The sequence below is a fragment of the Streptomyces sp. NPDC001515 genome (assembly GCF_053597115.1).
In genome coordinates, this window is record NZ_JBSFHN010000027.1 from 66,546 (window position 1) to 91,083 (window position 24,538).

Sequence of the window (24,538 nt, forward strand, 5' to 3'; positions counted from 1 at the left end):
GAGCCGGGACCGGGGGCACGGACGGCAGGGGCCGGGGCCCCGAGGTCAGGGGCCCGGACCCCCGGGCGGCGGGTTCAGCGCTTGGCGTGCCGGCCGCCGCGGCGGGCGGCCGGGGCGGTGCCGGGGGCCCGCTCCGGGTCGTCGGCGCCGCCGGCGGCGGCCTCCCTCTTCGACTTGGAGCGGGCGCGCAGGTACTCGATGCCGATCGGGACGACGGAGATCAGCACGATGAGGACGAGCATCGCCTCGATGTTCTCGTGCACGAAGTCGATCTGGCCCAGGCCGGCGCCGAGCAGGGTCACGCCGACGCCCCAGAGGACACCGCCGATGATGTTGAACGTGATGAAGGAGCGGTAGTTCATCCGGCTGACGCCCGCGATGATCGGCGTGAACGTCCGCACGATGGGCACGAAGCGGGCCAGGACCAGCGACTTGGGCCCGTACTTCTCGAAGAACTCGTGGGCCTTCTCGACGTTCTCCTGCTTGAAGAGGCGGGAGTCCGGGCGGTTGAAGAGCGAGGGGCCGACTTTGCGGCCGAAGAGATAGCCCACCTGGTCGCCGATGATCGCGGCGAGCGCGACGAGCACGCAGACCAGCCAGAGCGGGGTGTCCAGCTTGTCCGTCGTCACCAGCAGGCCCGTGGTGAACAGGAGCGAGTCGCCGGGCAGGAAGAACCCGATCAGCAGCCCCGACTCTGCGAAGACGATGACCAGCACGCCGATCAGCCCGAACTGACCGATGAGGTGGTCCGGATCCAGCCAGCTGGGTCCGAGCGCAAGCGTATTCAAGGGTCCGGGCTCCAGGATGTGGGTCGATGGCGGCTGCGTGGCCGCCCAAAGCTATCAACGCCGCGGGAGGGCTCCGGGTTCCACCGGCCGCTGTGGAGATGCACAGGGGGCGAAGCGGGGCAAAACTCTTCTCCAGGAGGTGCCACCCATGGGCATGGAGGAGTACGGCGGCGGCCAGGCGGCCCAGTCCGATGTGCTGGTCGTCACGACCAACGATGTCCCCGGACACCAGGTGACGCAGGTGATCGGGGAGGTGTTCGGACTGACGGTCCGCTCCCGCCATCTGGGCAGCCAGATCGGCGCCGGGCTGAAGTCCATGATCGGCGGCGAGCTGAGAGGGCTGACCAAGACCCTGGTCGAGACCCGCAACCAGGCCATGGAGCGCCTGGTCGAGCAGGCGCGGGCGCGGGGGGCCAACGCGGTGCTGATGATGCGCTTCGACGTGACGGAGGCGGCCGACGTCGGCACGGAGGTCTGCGCGTACGGGACCGCCGCCGTGATCAGCCGGACCTGAGCGGGGGCGGACACCCGCCCCCGCTCAGCCGCCGTGCCGCTCAGCCCCGGCGCCGGGCGTTGGCCTCGATCGCGTCCCTCAGGTGCTCGGCCAGGCCCGGCCGCATCGAGTCGTAGTACGCCTTGAACCGGGGATCGGAGACGTACATCTCCGCGAGCCCCCGGTGCATCTCGGTGGAGCACTCGTAGAACCAGCCCGTGATGTGGAGCCGGTGCTCCTCGGCCATGTCCATGGCCCGCTCCCCGTCGGCGGGCTCGCCGTCCGCCATCAGGGCGTCGTAGCGCTCGCCCCAGGAGGCGACCTCGGCGTGCATGCGCTGCCAGTCCTCCTTGGTGTAGCGGGCGGCCCGGCGCTGCGACTCCGCGTAGGACTCGGTGCCTCCCCAGCGGCGCTCGGCCTCCTCGGCGTACCGCTCCGGGTCCTTGTCCCCGAAGACCTCGAACCGTTCCTCGGGCGTGAGGTCGATACCCATCTTCCGTGCCTCCATGGCTCTCTCCACCGCATCGGCCATCCGTTGCAGTTCGGCGATCCGACGCTCCAGGAGGGCGTGCCGGCGGCGCAGGTGCTCCCGCGCGTCCGCGCCCGGATCGTCGAGCAGCGCGGCGATCTCGTCGAGGGGGAAACCCAGCTCCCGGTAGAACAGGATCTGCTGGAGCCGGTCGAGGTCGGCGTCGTCGTACCGCCGGTGGCCGGCATGGCTGCGCCCGCCGGGCGAGAGCAGTCCGATGCCGTCGTAGTGGTGCAGCGTGCGCACCGTGACCCCGGCGAATCCGGCGACCTGTCCCACGGAGTACTCCACGGTTCCCCCGCTCCTTCCCTGTGGTCGGTACGTGTCCGAGCCTCGGTCCTGACGTGACGTGAGGTGCAAGTCCGAAACCCCGCACTCTTCGCCCGATTTGCGGGGTTATCAGCCTTTTGCCTGGCTAGGGTGACCCCCATGGCCACCGATTCCGCCGCCCCCGCCGCTCCGGCGCCCGCGCGCCGGCTCCTGCTGCTCATCGTGCCCGCCCTGGCGGTCGGTGTGGTGTCCGCCCTGATCCTGCTCGGCGTGAGCCTGCTCGCCGAGGGGCTCCAGGACGTGCTCTGGGAGACGCTGCCGGACGCGCTGTCGATCGGCGGCTACTCCTCGCTCTGGATGATCGTCATGCTCACCGCGATCGGCCTGGTGACCGGCCTGGCCGTACGGGCGGTGCCCGGCCGGGCCGGACCCGATCCGGCGACCATGGGCCTGGTCGACCCGCCGCTGCCGCCGATGGTGGTGCCGGGGCTGCTGGTGGTGACGGTGCTGGCGCTGGCCGGCGGGGTCAGCCTGGGCCCCGAGAACCCGATCACCGCCGCCAACATCGCGCTCGCCTTCTGGGCGGGGCGCCGCTTCGCGCCCGGTGCCCCGGCCGAGCTGTGGCTCGGGCTCGCCGCCGCCGGCACCATCGGGGCGCTCTTCGGCACCCCGGTCGCCGCCGCGCTGATCCTCTCCGAGACGCTCGCCTCCGCCCCCGGCGCGGGCGCCCTCTGGGACCGGCTCTTCGGGCCGCTGGCGGCCGGTGCCGCCGGTTCGCTCACCATGACGCTGGCGGCCCACCCGAGCTTCGACCTGTCGCTGCCCGACTACCCCGGACCGCACTGGGGCGATCTGCTCTCCGCCGTCGTGATCACCTCGGCCGGCGCACTGCTGGGGCTCGCGGCGGTGTACGCGTTCCCGCCGGTGCACCGGGGGTTCCGCGCGCTGCGCCACCCGGTCCTGGCGATGACGGCGGGCGGGCTGCTCCTCGGGCTGCTGGGGGCCCTCGGCGGGCACCTCACCCTCTTCAAGGGGCTCGACGAGGTGAAGACCCTCGCCGCCGACCCGGACGGCTGGTCGGCCGGGGAGTTCGCGGGCATGGCCGTGGTGAAGGCCGCGGCGCTGGTGATCGCGGCGACCTGCGGCTTCCGGGGCGGCCGGATCTTCCCCGCGGTGTTCTCCGGCGTGGCGCTCGGGCTGTGCGCCCACGCCCTGGTCGACGCGGTGCCGGTCTCGCTCGCGGTGACCTGCGGGGTGCTCGGGATCCTGCTCGCCATCACCCGGCAGGGCTGGCTCAGCCTGTTCACCGCCGCGGTCCTCGCCTCGGACATGGACCTGATCCCCCTGCTCTGCGTCGCCACGCTCCCCGGCTGGCTGCTGGCGACCGGACGCCCGCTGATGCAGCTGCGCGAGGACGGGACACCGATGCGGTAGCCCGACGCGCCGGACGCCCCAACTGTCCGTATCGTCGGGAAGGTCCATCACCGGACCCTCCGTCAGGCCGGCGCCACGCCGGGAAGGGCAGGTCAGCGATGCCGCTCCACCAGGGCTCCGCCGCGAGCGCCGAACCGTCCGACGCCCACCGCAGGCTCGCGCTCAACCCCTTCTTCGGGGAGGCCGACCCGGTCGCCGGGATGGAGTCGGCGCCGCCCCTGCACCGGATGCCCGACGGACCGCTGCCGCCGCGCACCGCCTACGGCCTCGTCCACGACGAGCTGATGCTCGACGGGAACTCCCGGCTCAACCTGGCCACCTTCGTCACCACCTGGATGGAGCCCCAGGCCGGGGTGCTGATGGGCGAGTGCCGCGACAAGAACATGATCGACAAGGACGAGTACCCGCGCACCGCCGAACTGGAGCGGCGCTGCGTCGCGATGCTCGCCGATCTGTGGAACGCACCCGACCCGTCGTCGGCCGTGGGCTGCTCGACGACCGGGTCCAGCGAGGCGTGCATGCTGGCCGCGCTGGCGCTCAAGCGGCGCTGGGCCGCGAAGAACGCCGACCGCTATCCGGCGACCGCCCGGCCCAATCTGGTGATGGGCGTCAACGTGCAGGTCTGCTGGGAGAAGTTCTGCACCTTCTGGGAGGTCGAACCGCGTTTCGTCCCCATGGAGGGCGACCGCTTCCACCTCGACCCCCAGGCCGCCGCCGCACTCTGCGACGAGAACACCATCGGCGTCGTCGGCATCCTCGGCTCCACCTTCGACGGCAGCTACGAACCCGTCGCCGAGCTGTGCGCGGCCCTGGACGCCCTCCAGGAGCGCACCGGCCTGGACATCCCCGTCCACGTGGACGGGGCGTCCGGGGCCATGGTGGCGCCCTTCCTCGACGAGGACCTGGTCTGGGACTTCCGGCTGCCCCGGGTCTCCTCCATCAACACCTCGGGGCACAAGTACGGACTGGTCTACCCGGGCGTGGGCTGGGCGCTGTGGCGCTCGCCCGCCGAACTGCCCGAGGAGCTGGTCTTCCGGGTCAACTACCTCGGCGGCGACATGCCCACCTTCGCGCTCAACTTCTCCCGGCCCGGCGCCCAGGTGGTCGCGCAGTACTACACCTTCCTGCGGCTGGGCCGCGAGGGCTACCGGGCCGTGCAGCAGGCATCCCGGGACGTGGCGACCGGGCTGGCGCGGAAGATCGAGGCGCTGGGCGACTTCCGGCTGCTGACCCGGGGCGACCAGTTGCCGGTCTTCGCGTTCACCACGAAGCCGGAGGTGACGGCGTACGACGTCTTCGACGTCTCCCGCCGGCTGCGCGAACGGGGCTGGCTGGTGCCCGCGTACACCTTCCCCGCCAACCGGGAGGACCTCTCCGTGCTGCGGATCGTCTGCCGCAACGGCTTCTCCTCGGACCTGGCCGCGCTGCTCCTGGGGGACCTGACCCTCCTGCTGCCGGAACTGCGGGCCCAGGACCACCCGTTGAGCAGGGACCACGCCCCGGCCACCTCCTTCCACCACTGAGGCTCAGCGGCTGAGCCGGGCGAACCTCCGCACCGCCAGCGGGAAGAACACCGCGAGCATCGCCAACGGCCAGAGCACCGCGAGGAGTCCGGCGTGGCCGGCGGCCCAGGAGTCACCGCCGCCGCCCGGGTTCCCGAACAGTCCGCGCACCGCCGTCGCGGTGGCCGACAGCGGGTTCCACTCCACGGCCGCGCCCAGCCAGCCCGGCATCGACTCCGGGACGGCGAACACGTTGGAGAGGAAGCCCACCGGCCAGACCAGGATCTGCACCGCCTGGACCAGCTCCGGCCGCCCGGCCACCAGCGCCAGCAGGATGCCGGCCCACAGCATCGCGAACCGCAGCAGCAGGAGCAGCCCCACCGCCCCCAGCGCCGCGACCGCCCCGCCGTGCCACCGCCAGCCGACGGCGTACCCCACCGCGCCCATCACCAGCAGCCCGGCCACCGACTGGAGCATGTCCGCGACCGAGCGGCCGACCAGCACCGTGCCGGAGACCATCGGCATCGAGCGGAACCGGTCCACGACCCCCTTGTCGAGGTCCCGGGTGACCGCGAGCATCGTCCCCTCCAGACCGAAGGCCATGGTCAGCGTCAGCATCCCGGGCACCAGGTACGCGGACGGGTCGCCCTCGACGCCGCGTCCGCCGCCCACCAGATAGGTGAACATCAGCAGCAGCATCACGGGGAAGACCAGCCCCACCGCCACCTGCACGGGCTGCCGTGCCCAGTGCGCCAGTTCGCGCCGGGTCATCGTCCAGGAGTCCGACACCACCCATGCCACCGCGCTCACGCGGCCACCTCCGCACTCTCGTCGCGCCCGGTCAGGGAGAGGAAGACCTCGTCGAGCGTCGGCCGGCGCACGGCGATGTCGTCCACCGCGACGTCCGCCTCCTCCAGCGCCCGTACGGCACCGGCGAGCGCCGCCATCCGGTCGGCGGCCGGGGCCCCGACCGTCCGGCGGTCCCGGTCGGTCACCGAGCCGCCGGGCAGCAGCGCCGCCGCGCGCTCCACCTGGGCGGCGTCCCGCACCACCACCTCGACGCGGTCGCCGCCGACGCGCGCCTTCAGCTCGTCGGCCGTGCCCTCGGCGGCCACCCGGCCGCCGTCCACCAGGGAGATCCGGTCGGCGAGCTGGTCGGCCTCCTCCAGGTACTGCGTGGTCAGCAGGACGGTCGTCCCGGCACCGACCAGGGAGCGGACCGCAGCCCACACCTCGGCCCGGCCGCGCGGGTCGAGCCCGGTGGTCGGCTCGTCCAGGAACAGCACCTCCGGATCGGTGATCAGGGCGGCGGCCAGATCGAGACGGCGCCGCATCCCGCCGCTGTAGGCGCGGACCGCCTTGCGGCCGGTGTCGTCGAGCCCGAAGCGGGCCAGCAGTTCGTCGGCCCGCGCCCCGGCCCGGCGCGCCCCCAGGTGGTACAGCCGGCCGAACATCTCCAGGTTCTGCCGGCCGCCCAGCTCCTCGTCGAGCGCCGCGTGCTGCCCGAGCAGGCCGATCCGGCGGCGGACCTCGCCCGGCTCCCTCCGGACGTCGCGGCCCGCCACCTCGGCCCGGCCTGCGTCGTGCCGGAGCAGGGTCGACAGGATGCGGACCAGCGTGGTCTTGCCCGCGCCGTTCGGCCCCAGGACCGCGTGCACGGTGGACCGGCGCACGGTCAGGTCCAGTCCGTCCAGGGCGTACCGCGCCCCGTAGCGTTTGCGCACTCCCTCGACGACGATCGCGTCCGTCTCCATCGCCTCACCCCTTCGTAGTCAAACTTGACTAGTGCGAGGAACGAAAGGTAGGCGACGGACCGCCATTCGTCAAACTTGATTAGTGCGCGTCCCCGGGATCCGGCACCCCGGTCGCGTACGGGTTCTCCTGGCCCTCGGCCAGCACCCCGACGAAGGGGTCGCCCTCGCCCGCGAAGACGTAGGCCCCGCTCTCGATGCGGGCGATCAGCCCGCGCGTCCACTCCGCGCCCGCGTCCGCCGAGTGCACCCAGAGGTTCATGACCTCGCCGATGTGGCCGACCGCCTCGGGCCCGTCCTGCGGGATGTAGTGCTCGGTGACCGCGGTCCGCCACACCGCCAGGTTCTCCAGCCGCTTCCTCAGCAGGGCCACCGCCTCGGAGCGCTCCAGGTCCACGATGAAGCCGATGCCCGCGGAGAGCACGTCCATCTTCTGGTCGTACGAGGTCAGCGCGGCGCGCAGCAGGGTCAGATACTCCTCGGTGCCGCGTTCGGTGATCTCGTACTCGATGCGCGGCGGGCCGCCGACCGTACTCGGCGCCACCTCGTGGGCGAGCAGCATCCCCTGCTTGGCCAGCTGTTTCAGCGCGTGGTAGACGGAGCCCGGCTTGGCGTTGGACCACTCGTGCGCGCCCCAGTACTCCAGGTCGTTGCGCACCTGGTAGCCGTGCGCACGGCCGTGCTGGCGGACGGCGCCGAGGACCAGCAGCCGGATCGCGGACATGCCTCCACCCTCTCTGATCAACTTTGACCAGAGTAGCCGGGCGGGCGGACCGGCCCCCGGGGAGCCGTCCGGGAGGGTCAGAGCGGGAAGTGGCTCCGGCCGTGCTGGATGGAGATCCACTTCTGCGTGGTGAACGCCTCCACCGTCGCGTCGCCGTTCAGCCGGCCGTTCCCGGACGCCTTCTCGCCGCCGAAGGCGACCAGCGGATCGTCCTGGACGGTGGCGTCGTTGACGTGGAACATCCCGGTGTCGATCCGCCGGGCGAACCGCACCCCGCGCTCGGGGTCGGCGGTGTGCACCGCGCCGCTGAGGCCGTAGGGGCTGTCGTCCGCGATCCGCACGGCCTCGTCCTCGCCGTCGAAGGGGATCAGCAGGGCCACCGGGCCGAAGATCTCCTGGGTGAGCAGCGGGGAGTCCGCCGGGAGGCCGGTGAGCACGGTCGGTCCGACGACCGTGCCCCGGGTGCGTCCCCGTACGAGCGCGGTGGCGCCCTCGGCGACGGCCTGGTCGACCAGGGCGGTCAGCGCCTCGGCCTGGAAGGTGTTGATGACCGGACCGACCTCGGTCTCCGGATCGCGCGGGTCGCCGGTGCGCAGGGCGGCCACCCGGGCGGTGAACTTCTCGGTGAACTCGGCGGCCACGGACCGGTCCACCAGGATCCGGTTGGCCGCCATGCAGACCTGGCCCTGGTAGACGAAGCGGCTGAAGACGGCGGCGTCGACCGCGTAGTCGATGTCCGCGTCGTCGAGCACCACCAGGGCGCTGTTGCCGCTGAGTTCGAGGATGACGCGCTTGAAGCGGGCGCCCGCGGTCGCGGCGACATGACGGCCGGTGCGGTCCGATCCGGCGAAGGAGATCACCTTGGGGACGGGGTGCTCGATGAACGCGTCGCCTATCTCCGCTATGTCGGTGACGACGACGTTGAGCAGCCCGGCCGGCAGTCCGGCCTCCTCGAAGATCCGGGCGATCAGCCCGCCGCCGGTGACCGGGGCGTTCTGGTTGGGCTTGAGGACGACCGCGTTGCCGAGCGCCAGGGCCGGGGCGACGGACTTCATCGTGACCAGGAAGGGGAAGTTGAAGGGGCTGATGACCCCGATCACCCCGACCGGGACGCGGTAGAGGCGGTTCTCCTTGCCGTCCACCGGCGAGGGCAGGATCCGGGCGGAGGGGAGCAGGCTCTGGCGGGCGGCCTCGCGCAGGAAGTCCTGGGCGGCGGCCAGTTCGTAGCGCGCCTTGGAGCGGGTGCCGCCCAGTTCGTCGACGATCGCCTCGACGATGCCGTCGGCCAGCTCCTCGGTGATGCGCACCGCCCGCTCCAGCACGCCCCGGCGCTCGTGCGCGGTCGCGGCGGCCCAGTCGCGCTGGGCGCGCTCGGCGGCGCGGTAGGCCAGGTCGACCTCGTCGGCGGTGGCGACGGTGATGGCGGCGAGCTTTTCCCCGTTGTAGGGATTGAAATCGATGATGTCCCACGAACCCGATCCGGCGCGCCATTCACCGTCGATGTACTGCGCGGCCAGCTCGTGGAAGAAGGACATGCGATCCCTTAACTCAGGTGCAGACTCCTGCGGTTGAGCCATCGTACTGAAAAGTCAGGAGAGTTGGAGAAGTCCCCGCAGCAGATCCCGGCTCTCCTCGGGTCCCGGGCTCTCCTCGTGGAGACGCGTCATCGCCTTTTCGTACTGGGCGACCTCTTCCGCCTTGTCCAGATAGAGCGCACTTGTCAGCTGCTCCAAATAGACAATGTCCGACAGATCGGATTCCGGGAATCGCAGCATCGTGAAAGCGCCGCTCTCGCCCGCGTGCCCGCCGAAACTGAAGGGCATCACCTGGAGCGTGATGTTGGGCCGTTCCGACATGTCGATCAGATGCCGCAATTGCGCGCGCATCACGTCCCGTCCGCCGTACGGACGGCGCAGCGCGGCCTCGTCGAGGACGGCGTGGAAGCTCGGGGCGCGTTCGGAGACGAGGGCCTTCTGGCGCTCCAGGCGCAGCGCGACCCGGCGGTCGATCTCAGCGGCGGGGGCGCCCCGCATGCCCCGGGAGACGACGGCGTGCGCATAGTCCTCGGTCTGCAACAGACCGTGCACGAACTGGACTTCGTAAATCCGGATGAGCGAGGCCGCGCCCTCCAGGCCGATGTAGGTCTGGAACCAGCCGGGCAGTACGTCCCCGTAACTGTGCCACCAGCCCGCCACATTGGCCTCGCGGGCCAGACCGAGCAGGGACTCGCGCTCCGCCTCGTCCGTGACTCCGTAGAGCGTGAGCAGGTCCTCGACGTCCCTGGCCTTGAAGCTCACCCGTCCCAACTCCATGCGGCTGATCTTCGATTCGGAAGCCCGGATCGAGTAGCCGGCCGCTTCCCGGGTGATACCGCGGGAGTCCCGCAGCCGCCTGAGCTGCGAGCCCAGCAGGATGCGCCGCACCACGGATCCACTCGACTCGCCTGCCGCCACCGGTCCAACCCTCCCCATCGCTTCCTGGGCATCGGGGCTCCCCCGAACCCCAAGAGCCGGATTCTGCCATCAAAACGCTTCAGCCCGTACTCATTCGATTACGGAAATGAGAAGAGATCCGGAAGCCCTCGATTCCTCCCCCGGGAAGAAATAGCCAAGAACCGGCACGGGGTCGGACAGGTCCGGCGCGTGCACGTGCATCTGCCCTTGCATCTGCCCTGCGCATTCGGAACCATGGAGCCCGCGCACCTGCGTGCTCGTTCGTGTTGTGCCGCTGTACCCCGCGTACCCGTAGTACCCGATACAGCCGCGATTCCCGGGAGTGCCTCGCATGGGGACGAATGGATCGACGATGCTCGAGCCGTTACGGCAGGGGCTTCCCCCCATCGATCCCTCCGCCGTCTCCGGATCGGCCACCTGCACCCTGCCCGCCCGTTACGAGGCCGTCGGCGGGGCCAGGCAGTTCACCCGGGCGACGCTCCACGGCTGGGGTCTGCACGAGCGGTTCGACGACGTCGCGCTCGTGGTCTCCGAACTCGTCACCAACGCCCTGCGGCACGCCCTGCCGGCCGACGCCGCACGCGACTGCCAGGACCCGCCCGTGCGGCTGCATCTGATGCGCTGGACCTCGCGGCTGGTGTGCGCGGTGCGCGATCCCAGCCACGCGAGCCCGGTGGCGTCCGAGGCCGCGGACTCCGCGGAGTCGGGCCGGGGGCTGTTCCTGGTGGAGTCCTTCAGCGACAGCTGGGGCTGGCACCCGTCACCCGTACTGACTACGGAGAGTGCGAACGCCGGGGGTCCCCCGCGCGGGAAGGTCGTCTGGGCGCTGTTCCGGCTCTCCGACCCGGCGTGACGCCCGGCGTCACGGAACGCCGGCCCCCGGCGGGGGCCCGAGCGCACCCCTGGGGGCGCGCTCAGGCCTCCGCTACGAGGTGGTCGAACTCCCCGTCCTTCACGCCCAGCAGCAACGCCTCTATCTCCGCGGGCGTATAGACCAGGGCCGGCCCGTCCGGGTGCCGGGAATTGCGCATCGCCACGTCCCCGTCGGGCAGCTTCGCGAACTCCACGCAGGAACCCTGGGAGTTGCTGTGCCTGCTCTTCTGCCAGACGACTCCGCGAAGCTCTGTGGCCGCCATGCCGTTGTACACGTGGTGCACAGGAAGCTCCCCGAGTTGCAAGGTGCAAGTGTCAACTGTCTCGGATCATAGCTGTGTTCAATTTCCCGTGCATGAGCGGATGCATGAGCAGATGCACGTGCACGGGGGGTGTTCCCTCGGTTACTCATTTCCGGCCGGGCACCCCTGGAGACGTCCGGGAGTTCCCATCGGTTGAGACGCGCGGGAGGCCGGTTCGGCTCCCGATTACGGAAGTTGGTCACCGGGATCCGTGGCCGGGCCACTGGTAGCGTGGACGGCCATTCGTCTTCCAGGGGGAATTCCGCATGCACCGAATCGCACGTTCCGGCGCTCTCGTCGCCACCGGACTGCTGGCCGCGCTGGCCCTGACCGGATGCGGCGGCGACGGTTCGAAGGACGACGCGGACAAGGGCTCGCCCACGACCGCCGCACCGGCGCCGGACGGTGGCGGGGACTCCGCTTCCGAGGAGCCCTCGACCACCGGCGACCTCAAGGCGCTCGAAGGGGCCTGGGCCGGGCAGACCGACGGCAAGGCCGTGGTGCTGTCCGTCGCCGCCGGGAAGGCCGTCGTCGTGGCCGACGCCCATGTCTGCACGGGCACCGCCAAGGACATGGGCAAGCCGATGCTGGAGCTCACCTGCGCCGACGGCGACACCGCGCGCACCATGGGCACGATCGAGTCCAACGACGGGAAAACGGTCGTCGTCTCGTGGGACGCCGGTACGAAGGACACGCTCGCCAAGACCGACGCCGGTGCGCTGAAGGGGCTGCCCGACCTGCCCGGCCTCTCCGACGTCACCGACCTGCCGACCCCGTAGGGCCGGGGGCGGGCGGGGCTACGGGGCGCCGCGCCCGCCGCCGTCCAGGCCCCGGGAGAAGTCCTCCAGCGCCTGGAGCAGCAGATCGGCCCCGTTGCGCAGGACGGGGTCGGGGCCGTCCGGACCCGCCGCGTCCCACTCCTCCAGCGCCTCCCGGACCGGCGACCAGTCCGGCACCCGCCGCTCCCGTACGGCCTTGGCGCCCCGCTCGGTGGCCCGGCGCAGCGCCTCGGCCAGCGGGGCCGCGGCCGGCAGCGGGGCGGCGCCGCGCTCCGGCAGATGGGCCTCCATGAGCATCGCGACCCGGCCGAACTGGGCCAGGGCGTGCTGGGTCTCGTCGGCCGCCGCGCGGGACATGCCCCGGTGGCGCACCGGTTCGTGCTGGGCGGTGGAGACCGCCTCCTGCCAGGCGACACGGGCGTCGCGGGTGGCGAGCAGGGCGTGCCGCACGTCGTCGTGGTCCCGGTCGTCCGGAGCGGCGTACCGCTCGACGACCGCCGCCGCGTACCGTCCGTCCGACTTGAGCCAGTCCCCCAGCCTGCCGCGCAGCCGCGGTGTCTCCCAGGCCGGGTAGACGGCGTACGAGACCATCGCGAGGAGTCCGCCGAGCAGGGTGAGCAGGACCCGTTCGTAGACGGTCTGGGAGAGGTCGTCGCCGGCCATGCCGAGCAGGAAGACCACGTACGCGGCGATGCACGCCTGGCCGACGGCGTAGCCGGTGCGCATCAGCAGGTACATCAGCAGGGCGCAGGCGACGGCGAGCACGGCGGAGAGGCCGACGCGGGGGTGGGCCGCCTCGACGACGACGCTGGCCGCGAAGACCCCGACGACGGTGCCGCCGAAGCGGGCCACGGAGCGTTCGTAGGTCTTGGAGAACTCCGGCCGCATCACCATGACTGCCGCCATGGGCGCCCAGTAGCCGTGGCCGAAGGGGAGGCCCCGGCCCAGCAGATAGCCGGCCGCGCCGACCACGGTGATCCGGATGGCGTGCCGCAGGATCGGGGAGCCGTGGTGCAGTTCGCGGCGCATGGACCGCAGCACGACCGGGACGAGGCGCAGCAGTCCGGGCCGCCGCTGGTGCTCGGCCGGGAGCCGGCCCTCCCGGCCCGACTCGATGGCGTCGGCGGCCTCCTCCGCCCGCGCCCGCTCCTCCCGGGTGCCCTCGCCCTCGGCGGCCTCCATGACGTCGGCGAGCAGGGCGGCCAGCCGGTCGGCGGCGCGGAGCGGGGGCCCGGCCAGCACCGCCCCGGTGTCGGGGGTCCTGAGCGCGGCGAGGGCGGGGGCGGGCAGGTCCACGGGGTCGCCGTGGCGGATGGCGCGGGCGGCCGCGTCGAGCAGGGCGCCGGCGGCGGCCAGCAGTTCGCGGACCCGGTCGCGTTCGGCGCCCTCGGAGGGAACGCCCATCGCCGGGTCGGCCAGCGAGGCGAGCACCGGGCGGATGCGCTCGGCGAGCCCGCGCGAGCCGTGCAGTTCGGCGGGGCGGCGGCGGGCCTGCCGGGCGGTGACGGCGGCGGCCTGCCGGGCCAGCATCAGCGGCTCCGGGTCGAAGTGGGCGACCGGGTCGTGGCGCAGCCGGCGGGCGTAGTCCGCCTCGGCCGCCAGCGCGTCGGCCAGGGCGTCGCGCTGGGCGCCCCACCGGCGCACCGGGAACAGCACGATCAGCGCGGCCTGCACGACCCCGCCGAAGGTGATCACCACGGCGTGCAGGGCCGCCTCGGCGACGGAGGTGGGCAGGGTGATCGTCACGAGCATGATGGCGACGTTGGACGCGGCGATGATGCCGCCGGTCGGCCCGGCCGCCCAGGCCAGCCCGGCCACGAAGGTCCACACCACCAGCAGGGCCAGGAAGAGGGTGAGATGGGGGCCGGTGACATAGCCGAGGAAGGTGGAGACGCCGAGGCTGAAGCCGGAGACCAGGGCGAGCACCGGCCGGGGGCGCCAGCTGCGCTGGAAGGTCGCGATGGCCGCCTGAAAGGCGCCGAAGGCGGAGCTGGCCGCGACCACGGGGCCGAACAGGGCCAGGGTCACCCCGATGACCAGGGCGAGCCCGGCCGCGCCGCGCACGGCGATCAGCGGTTCGAGACGCGCCCTCTCGATCCTCAGCCCCGAGCGGGCGGTCTCCCTCAGCGCCCGGAGCCAGCTCATGCCCAGAGCCTAACCGGAATTACCGTTATGCCCGACTTGTCGGGATCCGGCCGGTGCCCGGCGAGACCCCGGAACCCCTCAGTCCGGCAGCTCCGGGGCGCTCCCGCCCATCCGGGCGCGGTCGGCCGCGGCGGTCCCCTGGGTCCAGCCGTCCATGTCGTGGACGCCCCGGACCCGGGTGGTCGTCGTCCTCGGGAACATCCGCTCCGCCGCGTCCGTGACCGCCACGTCCCGCGCGGCCAGCACGGGCAGCAGCCCGGAGGACCCGCCGCCGGAGGCGGGGCCGTCACCGGCGACCCCCTCCGCGTCCGCCTCGGCGGTCGCGCGGGCCGTGCCGTCGGCCAGCCGGCCGCCCAGCCGCTGGGCGTACGCCATCAGGAAGGACTGCCGGAAGGTCTTGGTCCGCTTGCGTCCGCCGGCCCGCTGGCCCGCCTCGGCGCGGGTCATCGCCGCCGTGCCCTGCACCAGCAGGGAGGTGTGGAGCAGCTCCACGGCCTCCAGGTCCGGTTCGAAGCCGACCACGGTGGTGAAGCCGAACTCGCCGTTCCACACGGCCCGGCAGCGGTTCGCCGAGGCGACGGCGTCCAGCAGGATCGCCTTGGCCGTCTCGTACGGCGCGTCCACCCCGATCCGGCGGGCGCCGGGCCCGCCGGAGCCCCCGCCGCGCGCCGCGAGCAGCGCCTCGTCGATGCTGTGCCGGGCCATCAGCTCCTGGGCCTTGGCCGTGAGCGCCTCCGCCTCCTCCGGATAGCCGGTCGCCTCGGCCTTGGCCAGCAGCGCCCGGATGCGCGTCAGCATGCGCGGCTCGCCGTGGACGGGCGGCGGCGCGGTGGCCGCCCCCGTGCCGGGCGGCGGTCCCACCGGCTCGATCGCGGGCAGCCCGAGCAGCAGCCGGTAGAGCCCGAGGAGAGCGGAGGCGTACGAGAAGCGGTCCGGCCGCCAGGCGGGCGGCGGGGCCGGCAGCTCGTCCAGCTGCTCCCGCCAGCGCGGCGGCAGCACCGGGTAGCGGCGCAGCTCGGCGGTGATCAGCCCGGCGGCCAGGCCCGCCGCGTGCGCGTCGCGTTCGCGGCGGACCAGGCGCACGACATCGGCGGGCAGCCAGCCCCGGTCCCAGGCGCGCCGCACGAACTCCTCGCCCCGGCGCAGCAGCTCCGCGTCGGCGGCGGGGTCGGCGGCGAGGAGCGAGGCGCCGGTGTCGATCCCGTCGTCACCGTCCGCGTACAGGGCCGCCGCGCACGCCCGGTCGATCACCGATTCCATGGAGCCAGGGTAGGCGGGACCGCCCGCGCACCCGTCGTCCACACCCTGTGGACAACGGACGGGCGCCCGCGCCGGTCCCTCACGGCAGCAGGACGAGCTTCCCGCGTACGTGCCCCTGCTCGCTCAGCTCCTGCGCCCTGGCCGCCTCCTCCAGGGAGAGCGCGGCGGCCACCGGCACCCGCAGCTCACCGGCCGCCGCCCGCCGGGCGTGCTCGGCCAACTGCTCGCCGGAGCGGGAGCCGCCGCCGGAGAACGCCACGCCGTACTTCCCGGCGTCCGGGTCGGCGATGGTGACGATCCGGTCCGTGGTGCCGCCGCGCAGCTCGATCGAGTCCGGCAGCGCGCCGCGTCCGGAGGCGTCGAAGACGGCGTCCACCCCCTGCGGGGCCGCCTCGCGCACCCGCTCGACCAGCCCTTCCCCGTACGTCACGGGCGTGGCCCCGAGCACCCGCAGATAGTCGTGGTTGGCCGGTGACGCGGTGCCGATCACGGTCGCGCCCCGGGCGACGGCGAGCTGGACCGCGGCGGTGCCGACGGCCCCTGCGGCCCCGTGGAGCAGCAGGGTCTCCCCCGCGGCCACGACCAGTTCGTCCAGGACGCGCTGGGCGGTGCTCGCCGCGATGGTCAGGGCGGCCGCGTCCGGCCAGTCCAGCCCCGGGGGCTTGCGGGCGATCAGGGACGCGGCGGCCAGGGCGTACTCGGCGTACGAACCGGTCGCCGTCCAGCCCAGCACCTCGTCCCCGACCGCGAATCCGGTGACGCCCTCGCCGAGCGCGTCGACCACCCCGGCGCCCTCGACGCCCGGGACCGCCGGGAGCGAGGTGGGGAACACGTCCTCCATCCAGCCGCGCCGGATCTTGTAGTCCATCGGGTTGACCGCCGCGGCCCTGATCCGCAGCCGGACCTGTCCCGGACCGGGATGGGGGTCCTCGACCCGGGCCGGATGCAGCACCTCCGGTCCGCCGAACTCCTCGAACACGATCGCTTCCACGGTGTCGTCCGCCTCCTCCTGGCACGGTGCTGGGGATGGGCCGCCGGCCGGCGCGCGGCCCGCGTCCGATCCTCGCAGCGACCACCGCCCCGCGCCTTTCGTCCCGCTGTCAGTGCCGGGTGCCAGACTCGGCCGTATGACCGAACGCTGGGCCCTGGCCCCCACGGAGGACGGCGGCGCGCTCCTCGCGCCGCTGGACGCCGCCGGTCTGCCCGCCGGCCCGGTCCGCGCCGAGCCGGACCTGGCCGAGGCGGTCCGCTCGCGCCCCTCGGTCGCCCGCTGGGTGTGGCGTTCGACGGCGGAGGTCTACCCCCGCCTGCTGGCCGCCGGAGTCCGCGTCGAGCGGTGCTACGACATCGAGGTCGCCGAATCCCTGCTGCTGGGCCACGAGGGGCGGCACGGCGAGCCCCGCTCCGCCGCGGCGGCCCACGCCCGGCTGCACGGCGGCCCGGTGCCCCCCGACCCCCCGCCCCGCTCGGCCGAACCGGGCGCGCAGTCCTCCCTGTTCGATCCCCCGTCCGGGACCGGACTGCCCCTCGACGCCCTGCTCCAGGTGTACGGGGCCCAGCTCGCCCGGCACGGGGCGGCGGAGCGGCCGGACCGGATGCGGCTGCTGACCGCCTCCGAATCGGCCGGGATGCTGGTCGCCGCCGAGATGGACCGCGCGGGCCTGCCCTGGCGGGCCGACGTCCACCGCGAGGTGCTGCACGAGCTGCTGGGCGAGCGGTACGCGGGCGGCGGCGAGCCCCGGAGACTGGCCGAGCTGGCGGACGAGGTGTCCGCCGCCTTCGGCCGCAGGGTCCGCCCCGATCTGCCCGCCGATGTGGTGAAGGCGTTCGCGCGGGCCGGGATCAAGGTCCGCTCGACCCGCCGCTGGGAGCTGGAGGAGCTGGACCACCCGGCGGTGCGCCCCCTCATCGCGTACAAGAAGCTCTACCGGATCTGGACCGCGCACGGCTGGGGCTGGCTCCAGGACTGGGTGCGCGACGGCCGGTTCCGCCCCGGCTACCAGCCGGGCGGCTCGGTCAGCGGCCGGTGGACGACCAACGGCGGCGGGGCGCTCCAGATCCCCAAGGTGATCCGGCGCGCGGTCGTCGCCGACGACGGCTGGGTGCTGGTGGTGGCCGACGCCGACCAGATGGAGCCCCGGGTGCTGGCCGCGATCTCCCGCGATCCGGGCCTGATGGAGGTGGCGGGCCACGACGGCGATCTGTACACGGCGCTGTCGGACCGCGCCTTCCACGGCGACCGCGACCACGCCAAGCTCGCGCTGCTGGGGGCGGTCTACGGGCAGACCTCGGGGGACGGGCTGAAGAATCTGGCCGCCCTGCGCCGCCGCTTCCCGCGCGCGGTCGCCTTCGTGGACGAGGCCGCGAAGGCCGGCGAGGAGGGCCGGCTGGTGCGGACCTGGCTGGGCAGGACCTCCCCGCCGGCCGCGGGCGGGGCGGACGACGGGGAGGCCGGTCTTCCCCAGGAGCCCGCCGGCCCGGACGGCGCGGGGGCCTCGGACGGCTGGACTCCGGGTTACGCCTCGTCGGACGCGCGGGCGCGCGGCCGGTTCACCCGCAACTTCGTGGTGCAGGGCAGCGCGGCCGACTGGGCGCTGCTGCTCCTGGCCGCGCTGCGGCGGTCGATCGGCGCGGCCGGTCTCCGCGCCGAGCTGGTCTTCTTCCAGCACGACGAGGTGATCGTGCACTGCCCCCGGGAGGAGGCGGACGCGGTGGTGGAGGCGATCGGGGCCGCCGGTGCGCTGGCCGGGCGCACCACGTTCGGCGAGACCCCGGTCCGCTTCCCGTTCACGACGGCCGTGGTCGAGCGGTACGCGGACGCCAAATGACGCCCCCCGTCCGGACCGTTCGGTCCGCTCGATCTGCTCAGTCCGTTCGGTTCGTTCGGTTCGCCCCGCTCGGGGTGAGGGAATGACCCCGGCCCGGTCCGAAACCCCCTCCGGTCCGGGCCGGGGCGCGGCGTGCGCCCCGGGGAGAGAGCCCGGGGCACACGCACGCAGCGGGTGACACCCCGCCGGTCTGCCCGTCTACCCGCGTTCCCACAACGCGGGGACGTTCGGCGGCTCCCAGCCGGTCAGGGCGGTGTGAGCCTGCAGACAGCGGTAGGTGACCCCGCCGTAGGTGACGCGGTCGCCCGCGTTGTAGAGCGTCCCGGCCTTCCAGGTGCCGCCCGTGGGCGGGTCCGTCGGGTCGGTCGGCGGATCGGTGGGCGTCTGGGCGACGTTGAGGACGAAGTCGAACGTCCCCTGCTGCCCGGAGCCCGCGGACCTGACGTTCATCAGGAGCGCCGGGTCGTAGATCGAGTCGGTGTTGTTGCGCGGCTCGTTCGGAAAGTACAGCTGGGTGGTGAGGACCGAGGAGCCGGGCGCCTGGACCTTCACGTGGATGTGCCGGGTCCGGCCCGGGTAGAGCCCCGGGACGATCGTCGTGAGCGAGAACGCCCCCTGCGCGTTCGTGAACTGGTGCCCGCGGAAGGCGTATCCGCTCATGTCGTACGCGCCGTTGGTGTCGGCCTGCCAGAAGTCCAGCAGCGCACCGGAGATCGGCTGGCAGGCCCGGCCGAAGACATATCCGCTGACCGTGAGCGGGACACCGGGGGTGCCCGCGGTCACCAGGCTGGTGCGGAGCGGGGAGTTGGGCTTGAAGTAGGGGCCCTCGATCTGGTTGTGCGTGGGGCCGTCGCCGTCGTCGCACTCGGGCGTCGGGGCGAGCGGCGCCCCGGCCGCGGCGTTGTCGCGGGCGAGGGCGACACCGCCGCCGGCCAGCAGCGGGACGGCGGAGGCGACCAGGGCCGCCTTGAGCAGGCTCTTGCGGCTGATCCGCCGGTCGGCCGGGGTGCCGTCGGCCGGGTCCGGGAGCGGTGCGGAGGTCGGGTCGGAGCTCATGGCTGATTCCTCGGGGTGGTGGGGGAGGGCACGTGCGGGGGGCGGGGGCGGGGGCCCGAGGTCGGGACTCGGACCCCCGCCCCCCGTTCCTCGTTCTCCGGAGGGCGTCGAGCGGGGTGCTGTCGTTCCCTGGTCCGGCCCTACAGGGCCTGCCAGAGCGCGGGGACGTTCGGCGGGGTCCAGCCGGGCTGCGCCAGGTGGCCCTGGAGGCAGCGGTAGCTGGCGGAGCCGTACGTCACGACGTCACCGGCGGAGTAGGTGGTGCCGGCCGCCCAGGTGCCGCCCGGGTTGGTCGGCGGGTCGGACGGGTCGGGCGGGGTGCTGCCGTTGGTGACCAGGGTCACGCCGTAGGCCGCGAGGGCCGGGTTGATCGGCTGGAAGTACGTCGTACCGCCCTGGGAGCAGTTGCCGGTGCCGCCCGAGGTGACGCCCTGGGCCTGGCTGCCGGAGATGAACGAGCCTCCGGAGTCGCCCGGTTCGGCGCACACGTTGGTGCGGGTCACCCCGGAGACGGTGCCCTCCTGGTAGGTGACGCTGCTGTTGCGCTGCTGGATGGTGCCGCAGTGCCAGCCGGTCGTCGAGCCGGAGCGGCAGACGGACTGGCCCTCGATCGCCTCGGTGGACCCGGTGACCGTGACGTCCGGGTTGCCGTAGCCGTTCACCAGCGGACGCGGGGTCCAGTTGGTGTTGGTGGCGACCCACGAGTAGTCGCGGCCGGGGAAGGTCGAGCCCTGGAAGGAGCCCTGGGCCTGCTGGTTGTAGCCGCTGGTGCTGACGCCCGGGGTGCCGCAGTGCCCGGCGCTGACGAAGCCGCTCTGGGTGCCGCGCTTGACCGGGAAGCCGATCGAGCAGCGTCCGGAGCCGTTCATGTAGTACGCGTCGCCGCCGCGCAGGTCCGCGAAGGTGTGGGGGGTGCCCTGGGACGGGGCGACCTTCACCAGCTCGCGGGAGACGCCGGCCGCCGCGAGGAAGGCGTCGGCGGCGGCGCCGCCGTCGGCCTGGACCACGACGCGGTTGGCGGCGATGTCGACGTACCAGGTGGGCACGTCGGCCGGGGCCTTGCGCAGCGCCACCCGGTCGAGGGCGGCCTTGGCGGTGTTCAGCTCGGCCAGGCTGTGGCCGACGACGACGGCGCGGGCGCCCGCCTTCGCGATCCGGGCGGCGTCCGAGGCGTCGGTGGTGGCGACGGTGAGCACGGCGTCGCCGCCGCTGAGCCGGGCACCGGCGTATCCGGCGCCGAGCGTGCGCACGAGGCCGGAGGCCGCGGCGACCGCGCGGGACTCGTTGCCGATGCGGCTGCGCGCCTGGTCGGCGGTGAGTCCGAGGTCGCGCTGCATGGCCTTGAGCAGGCCGGGGGACAGCTGGTCCGCCCCCGCGGCGGGGACGCGGGGTGAGGGGTCGGCGGACGCGGTGCCGGTGAGCCCGGCCAGCGCGAGCGCACCGACGGCCACGGTGGCGGTACACGCGGCCAGGGCGCGTCTGCGGAGCATGGAACTCTCCACGGAACTCTCCTTGACTTCGGGGGAATTGCCGACAACGTAGCCGCGTACACGTCATCCCAGGAGATCCCGTCCGCCCCATCGCACGACGTTATGGGGCTGCTCTGACCGGCCGCGATGCACCGGATCACGGGCCCGCGGCCTCCCCCCTGCACGGGGTGGCGAGTAGGTTCCTCTCATGCGAATAGGCCGGTTGCTGGGCAGGGGACGCTCCGCCGATGTGTACGAACTGGACGAGCGGTGGGTCCTGCGGCGCTACCGCGACGGGCTGGACGTCTCCCGCGAACTGCCCGTCATGTCCTACCTCTCGGCCTCCGGCTACCCGGTCCCCCGGCTCGGCCCGCAGCCGCCCTCGGCCGGGCCCGGCGATCTGGTCCTCCAGCGGCTGGCCGGCCCCACGATGGCGGAGTCGCTGCTCGGCGGCGGCATCGGCGGCGACGAGGCCGCCGCCCTGCTGGCGGAACTGCTCGCCGAACTCCACACCGTCCCGGCCCGGCTTTCGCCCGACCCCGAGGACCGGATCCTCCACCTCGACCTGCATCCGGAGAACGTGATGCTGACGGCGGACGGCCCGGTCGTCATCGACTGGAGCAACACCGAGGAGGGTCCGCCGGCCCTGGACCGGGCCATGTCGGCGCTGATCCTGGCCCAGTTGGCCGTCGATCCGGCCTTCCCTCCGGCGGACGCGGTCCGCGTGCTCCTCACCGCCCTGGTGCCGAGGCTGGTGGCCGACGGCGGCATCCCGGCCGCCGCCCTCGCCGACGCGGCGGCCCGCCGGTCCGCCAACCCGACCCTGTCACCGGCCGAACTGGCCCTGATCGCTGAGGCGTCGGAGCTGGTGGCGTCGCTGGCGGCGGCCTGACGGGGAGGCGGAGGCCACAGGGCGGGTTCCGGGGACGCCGTACGGCGGGACTTGGGGAGACCACAGGGCGGGGTCGGGTTCCGGGGACGTTGTACGCCGGGACCGGGGGAGACCGCAGGGCGCGGGGGCGGGTTTCGGAGAACCTCACCGGCAGGGCCCGGGGCTCCTCGCCCCCCTCTACGCCGCCCCCGCGTGTTCCACCGGCCGGGTGCGCAGGGCGAGGGCGGCGGGAAGGACCGCCGCCACGACGGCCACCAGCGCGCTCGCCGCGACGACGAGGCCGAGGGTCCCCCAGGGCGCGACGACCGCCGCGTCCACACCGAGCCGGGCGAGCGCGGCCCGCACCCCGAGGAGGTTCAGCCCGGCGACCGCTCCCCCGAGCACGGCCCCCACGGCCACCACGGCCAGCGCCTCCGCCGCGACGGCCCGCAACACCTGGGCCCGGGTCGCCCCGGCCAGCCGCAGCACCGCCAGGTCCCGCACCCGGTCGGCGGTGGCCATCACCTGGACCGCGGCCAGCGCGATCCCGGTGTACACGAGCGCGATCAGCAGGATCATCAGGAGGCCGGCACGGGTGCTCCGGCCGCTGCTCCGCCGTTCGCCGGCGAGGGCCGCGTACGAGGTCGTGACGGTGGCCCCGGTGGCCTCGCCGGCCGCGCGCAGCCCCGCGGCGACGGCCGAACGGTCCGCTCCGGCCCGGACCTTGACCTCGACCCGGTCGATCGGGGCACCTCCGGCGTTGCGCGGGGTCACGTACACCCCGTTGCCGCCGGTGCCGGTCCGCATGACGCCCGCGATCCGCAGGGTGGTGCGGCGCCCGTCGCCCAGCCAGACGGCGACGCGCGCGCCGACCCGGTGCGTCGCCCACTCCTCGTTGACGATCACGGACCCGTCGTCCAGCTCCGCGAGGTCCCCCGCCACGAGGGGCGGCGTGGACACCGCCGCCGCGTCCGCCGGGTCCACGCCCCGGGCCTCCGAGGTGATCAGGGCCGTGTCGTCCTCCAGCACGGTGACGGACGTGGAACGGGAGGCGCTGACGACCGCGCCCGGGACGGCTCGCGCCCGTGCGACGAACGCGGCCGGCACGGCGCCCCCGCCCCGGCCGCCCGCCACCGCCACGAAGTCCGCGGCCGACCGCCCGGCCGCCTCGGCCGTCCTGGCCCCGGCGAGGGTGGCCGTGGTGCCCAGCAGGGAGACGGCCAGGGCCGTGGTGACCAGGACGGGCGCGGCGACGGCCGCCGTCCTGCGCACGGCGGCGCAGGCGTTCTCCCTGGTCAGCAGGGGTAAAGCGGTGGGCATCCGGGTCGGCAGCCACAGCAGCAGCCGCATGACGGGCCTGACGAGCACGGGGGCGAACAACGCGAACCCGGTGATCAGCACCATCGGCTGGGTGACGTACGTCTTGCGGGTGAGCAGGCTCCCCGGGTCCCGGACCAGGGCGAGGACCGGCAGGGCGACCCCGGCGAGCAGCACGGCGGCGCCCAGCACCACCCGGCTCAGCGGCATGGTCCCGCGGTCGACGTCGGACTCGCGCAGCGCCTCCACGGGCGCCACCTTCCCGGCCCGCCGCGCGGCGACGGCCGAGCCGAGGAGCGCCACCGCGAGCCCGGTCCAGAAGGCGGTGTGCACGGGCCAGGTCTGCCCGCCGATCGCGAACCAGCCGGGCGCGAGGCCCTCGTGCCTCAGCAGGGCGGCCAGCCGGGGCGCACCCGACACCCCGAGTCCGCAGCCCGCCGCCGAGGCGAGCACCCCGACGAGCAGCGCCTCCGCGTAGACCGTCCGCCGGACCTGCCCCGGCGTGGCGCCCGCCGTGCGCAGCAGGCCGATCTCGCGGCGGCGCTGCGCCACGGCGTACGAGAAGGTGGAGGCGACGACGAAGACCGAGACGAACGCGGTGATCCCGGCCGCCGTGCCGAGCAGGGCGTTCACGGAGACGAGCGCCTCGGCGTCCCGGTCCGGATCGGGATCGGCCCGCCGCCGGTCGTCGCCGGTGAGAACGGCGAGCGGGGCGGCGGCGGTCGCCGTGACCGCGCTGTCCGCCTCGGCGACGGCCGTGCGTACGGCGGCGGCGGGGGCGTGGACGACGACGGCGTCGACGGCCGGGGAGATCCGGGCGGCCTCGGCGGCGGTGAAGAACACGGCGGTCTCGAAGCCGGCCGGGCGGACGGTGCCGACGACGGTCCGGGGGCCGGCGGAGCGCGGGGTCGTGACGGTGATCCGGTCCCCGGCGCGGATGCCGGAGCCGGGCCCGGCGGTGACGACCACCTCGCCGGGCGCGGCCGGGGCGCGGCCCTCGGTCAGCCGGTAGGGCGTGGCGGCGGCGACCGGCCACGGGTGGCCGACCGGGCCGGGGCCGTCCGCGTCGAGGCGGGCGGCTGCGACGGAGACCGGGAAGGTCCGGTCCTCGGCGGTGGGGCCGAGCCGGGCGAGGGCGGTGACGACGGCGGGCGGGACCGGCCGGGGCGTCAGCGGCTTCGCGGTGCGGACGCCGACCGGGGTGGGAACCTCCAGCCGGTCCGCGCCCCGGACCACGACGGGGGCGGCGGCGAACCGTTCCGGCCCCCGGTGCGGGGCGTCGAACGTGGCGGCGAGCCCCAGCCCGGTGGCGGCGACGGTCCCCACGCCCAGCGCCAGCGCGAGGAAGGAACCGGCGAGGGTGACCCAGCGGGCCCGGAGCCCGGAGACGAGAACGCTCAGCACGACCGCACCCCCGCGCCCAGCGCCCCACGCGCATCCGGCCCGGAGCCGTCCGTGACCGATGGCGGCTCCGCGTCCCCCGCCTCCACGTCACCTGGCCCACGCGCATCCGGCCCGGAGGCGGCCGTGACCGATGGCGGCTCCGCGTCCCCCGCCTCCACATCCCGTACCCCGCACGCATCCGACCCGCGAGCGGCCGTGGCCCGCCGCACCCCCGCGCCCCGCGAGCCGCGCGCATCCGGCCCGGCGTCCACCCTGACCGCCCGCCGCACCTCCGCGTCCCGCGACCCGTG

The 24,538-nt window shown here is 74.0% G+C and carries 21 protein-coding genes; 7 read left to right on the plus strand and 14 right to left on the minus strand.

The window, feature by feature from the left end:
* Positions 1–74: 74 nt before the first annotated feature.
* On the minus strand, positions 75–788 hold the full coding sequence (locus ACWCXC_RS26315) for a DedA family protein (RefSeq protein ID WP_450890710.1): 714 nt from the start codon (positions 786–788) through the stop codon (positions 75–77).
* A 148-nt stretch (positions 789–936) separates the two neighbouring features.
* Here ACWCXC_RS26315 and ACWCXC_RS26320 point away from each other — a divergent pair, with 148 nt between their 5' ends.
* Positions 937–1,302, plus strand: a complete 366-nt coding sequence (locus tag ACWCXC_RS26320; RefSeq protein ID WP_450890711.1) for a YbjQ family protein — start codon at positions 937–939, stop codon at positions 1,300–1,302.
* A 40-nt stretch (positions 1,303–1,342) separates the two neighbouring features.
* Here ACWCXC_RS26320 and ACWCXC_RS26325 read toward each other — a convergent pair whose 3' ends face one another.
* A complete protein-coding gene (locus tag ACWCXC_RS26325; protein WP_450890712.1) occupies positions 1,343–2,101 on the minus strand; it encodes a MerR family transcriptional regulator in 759 nt (252 codons plus the stop codon).
* A 138-nt stretch (positions 2,102–2,239) separates the two neighbouring features.
* On the opposite strand from ACWCXC_RS26325, the gene ACWCXC_RS26330 reads away from it, so the two are divergent.
* Positions 2,240–3,514: an ion channel protein gene (locus ACWCXC_RS26330; protein ID WP_450683679.1), complete on the plus strand. Its 1,275-nt coding sequence runs from the start codon at positions 2,240–2,242 to the stop codon at positions 3,512–3,514.
* Between the two features lie 98 nt (positions 3,515–3,612).
* Positions 3,613–5,037, plus strand: coding sequence for a glutamate decarboxylase (locus ACWCXC_RS26335; RefSeq protein ID WP_450890713.1), 1,425 nt, complete (start codon positions 3,613–3,615; stop codon positions 5,035–5,037).
* A 3-nt stretch (positions 5,038–5,040) separates the two neighbouring features.
* Here ACWCXC_RS26335 and ACWCXC_RS26340 read toward each other — a convergent pair whose 3' ends face one another.
* The 5 genes from ACWCXC_RS26340 to ACWCXC_RS26360 all read right to left on the minus strand — a co-directional run bounded on the left by ACWCXC_RS26340 (position 5,041) and on the right by ACWCXC_RS26360 (position 9,962).
* Positions 5,041–5,787 carry an ABC transporter permease gene (locus ACWCXC_RS26340; RefSeq protein WP_450683690.1) on the minus strand — a complete coding sequence of 249 codons (747 nt, stop codon included), beginning with the start codon at positions 5,785–5,787 and terminating at the stop codon, positions 5,041–5,043.
* 35 nt (positions 5,788–5,822) lie between these two features.
* Complete coding sequence (locus ACWCXC_RS26345; protein ID WP_450683681.1) at positions 5,823–6,770, minus strand: ATP-binding cassette domain-containing protein; 948 nt, start codon at positions 6,768–6,770, stop codon at positions 5,823–5,825.
* Between the two features lie 79 nt (positions 6,771–6,849).
* On the minus strand, positions 6,850–7,491 hold the full coding sequence (locus tag ACWCXC_RS26350) for a PadR family transcriptional regulator (protein WP_450683682.1): 642 nt from the start codon (positions 7,489–7,491) through the stop codon (positions 6,850–6,852).
* A 77-nt stretch (positions 7,492–7,568) separates the two neighbouring features.
* Positions 7,569–9,026, minus strand: a complete 1,458-nt coding sequence (locus ACWCXC_RS26355) for an aldehyde dehydrogenase family protein (protein WP_450683683.1) — start codon at positions 9,024–9,026, stop codon at positions 7,569–7,571.
* Positions 9,027–9,080: 54 nt separating this feature from the next.
* Positions 9,081–9,962: a helix-turn-helix domain-containing protein gene (locus tag ACWCXC_RS26360; RefSeq protein WP_450683684.1), complete on the minus strand. Its 882-nt coding sequence runs from the start codon at positions 9,960–9,962 to the stop codon at positions 9,081–9,083.
* Positions 9,963–10,296: 334 nt separating this feature from the next.
* On the opposite strand from ACWCXC_RS26360, the gene ACWCXC_RS26365 reads away from it, so the two are divergent.
* A complete protein-coding gene (locus ACWCXC_RS26365) occupies positions 10,297–10,797 on the plus strand; it encodes an ATP-binding protein (protein WP_450890714.1) in 501 nt (166 codons plus the stop codon).
* 61 nt (positions 10,798–10,858) lie between these two features.
* Here the strand turns inward: ACWCXC_RS26365 and ACWCXC_RS26370 are convergent, their stop codons facing one another.
* Positions 10,859–11,101, minus strand: a complete 243-nt coding sequence (locus ACWCXC_RS26370; protein ID WP_365403739.1) for a DUF397 domain-containing protein — start codon at positions 11,099–11,101, stop codon at positions 10,859–10,861.
* A 284-nt stretch (positions 11,102–11,385) separates the two neighbouring features.
* Here ACWCXC_RS26370 and ACWCXC_RS26375 point away from each other — a divergent pair, with 284 nt between their 5' ends.
* Entirely contained in the window at positions 11,386–11,898 is a 513-nt protein-coding gene (locus ACWCXC_RS26375) for a hypothetical protein (protein WP_450683686.1), read from the plus strand.
* An 18-nt stretch (positions 11,899–11,916) separates the two neighbouring features.
* Here ACWCXC_RS26375 and ACWCXC_RS26380 read toward each other — a convergent pair whose 3' ends face one another.
* The 3 genes from ACWCXC_RS26380 to ACWCXC_RS26390 all read right to left on the minus strand — a co-directional run bounded on the left by ACWCXC_RS26380 (position 11,917) and on the right by ACWCXC_RS26390 (position 16,294).
* Positions 11,917–14,043 (minus strand): FUSC family protein, encoded by a 2,127-nt coding sequence (locus ACWCXC_RS26380; RefSeq protein ID WP_450683687.1) that lies wholly within the window; start codon positions 14,041–14,043, stop codon positions 11,917–11,919.
* A gap of 78 nt (positions 14,044–14,121) precedes the next feature.
* On the minus strand, positions 14,122–15,303 hold the full coding sequence (locus ACWCXC_RS26385) for a DUF2786 domain-containing protein (protein WP_450890715.1): 1,182 nt from the start codon (positions 15,301–15,303) through the stop codon (positions 14,122–14,124).
* Between the two features lie 79 nt (positions 15,304–15,382).
* Positions 15,383–16,294 (minus strand): NADP-dependent oxidoreductase, encoded by a 912-nt coding sequence (locus ACWCXC_RS26390; RefSeq protein ID WP_450685898.1) that lies wholly within the window; start codon positions 16,292–16,294, stop codon positions 15,383–15,385.
* A gap of 136 nt (positions 16,295–16,430) precedes the next feature.
* Here ACWCXC_RS26390 and ACWCXC_RS26395 point away from each other — a divergent pair, with 136 nt between their 5' ends.
* Positions 16,431–18,131 (plus strand): bifunctional 3'-5' exonuclease/DNA polymerase, encoded by a 1,701-nt coding sequence (locus ACWCXC_RS26395; RefSeq protein WP_450890716.1) that lies wholly within the window; start codon positions 16,431–16,433, stop codon positions 18,129–18,131.
* Between the two features lie 198 nt (positions 18,132–18,329).
* Here the strand turns inward: ACWCXC_RS26395 and ACWCXC_RS26400 are convergent, their stop codons facing one another.
* Positions 18,330–19,187, minus strand: coding sequence for a dioxygenase family protein (locus ACWCXC_RS26400; RefSeq protein WP_450685896.1), 858 nt, complete (start codon positions 19,185–19,187; stop codon positions 18,330–18,332).
* A gap of 140 nt (positions 19,188–19,327) precedes the next feature.
* On the minus strand, positions 19,328–20,689 hold the full coding sequence (locus tag ACWCXC_RS26405; protein ID WP_450890717.1) for an alpha-lytic protease prodomain-containing protein: 1,362 nt from the start codon (positions 20,687–20,689) through the stop codon (positions 19,328–19,330).
* A gap of 175 nt (positions 20,690–20,864) precedes the next feature.
* On the opposite strand from ACWCXC_RS26405, the gene ACWCXC_RS26410 reads away from it, so the two are divergent.
* Positions 20,865–21,548, plus strand: a complete 684-nt coding sequence (locus ACWCXC_RS26410; RefSeq protein WP_450685894.1) for a phosphotransferase — start codon at positions 20,865–20,867, stop codon at positions 21,546–21,548.
* Positions 21,549–21,725: 177 nt separating this feature from the next.
* Here ACWCXC_RS26410 and ACWCXC_RS26415 read toward each other — a convergent pair whose 3' ends face one another.
* Entirely contained in the window at positions 21,726–24,248 is a 2,523-nt protein-coding gene (locus ACWCXC_RS26415) for an FtsX-like permease family protein (RefSeq protein ID WP_450890718.1), read from the minus strand.
* Between the last annotated feature and the right edge of the window lie 290 nt (positions 24,249–24,538).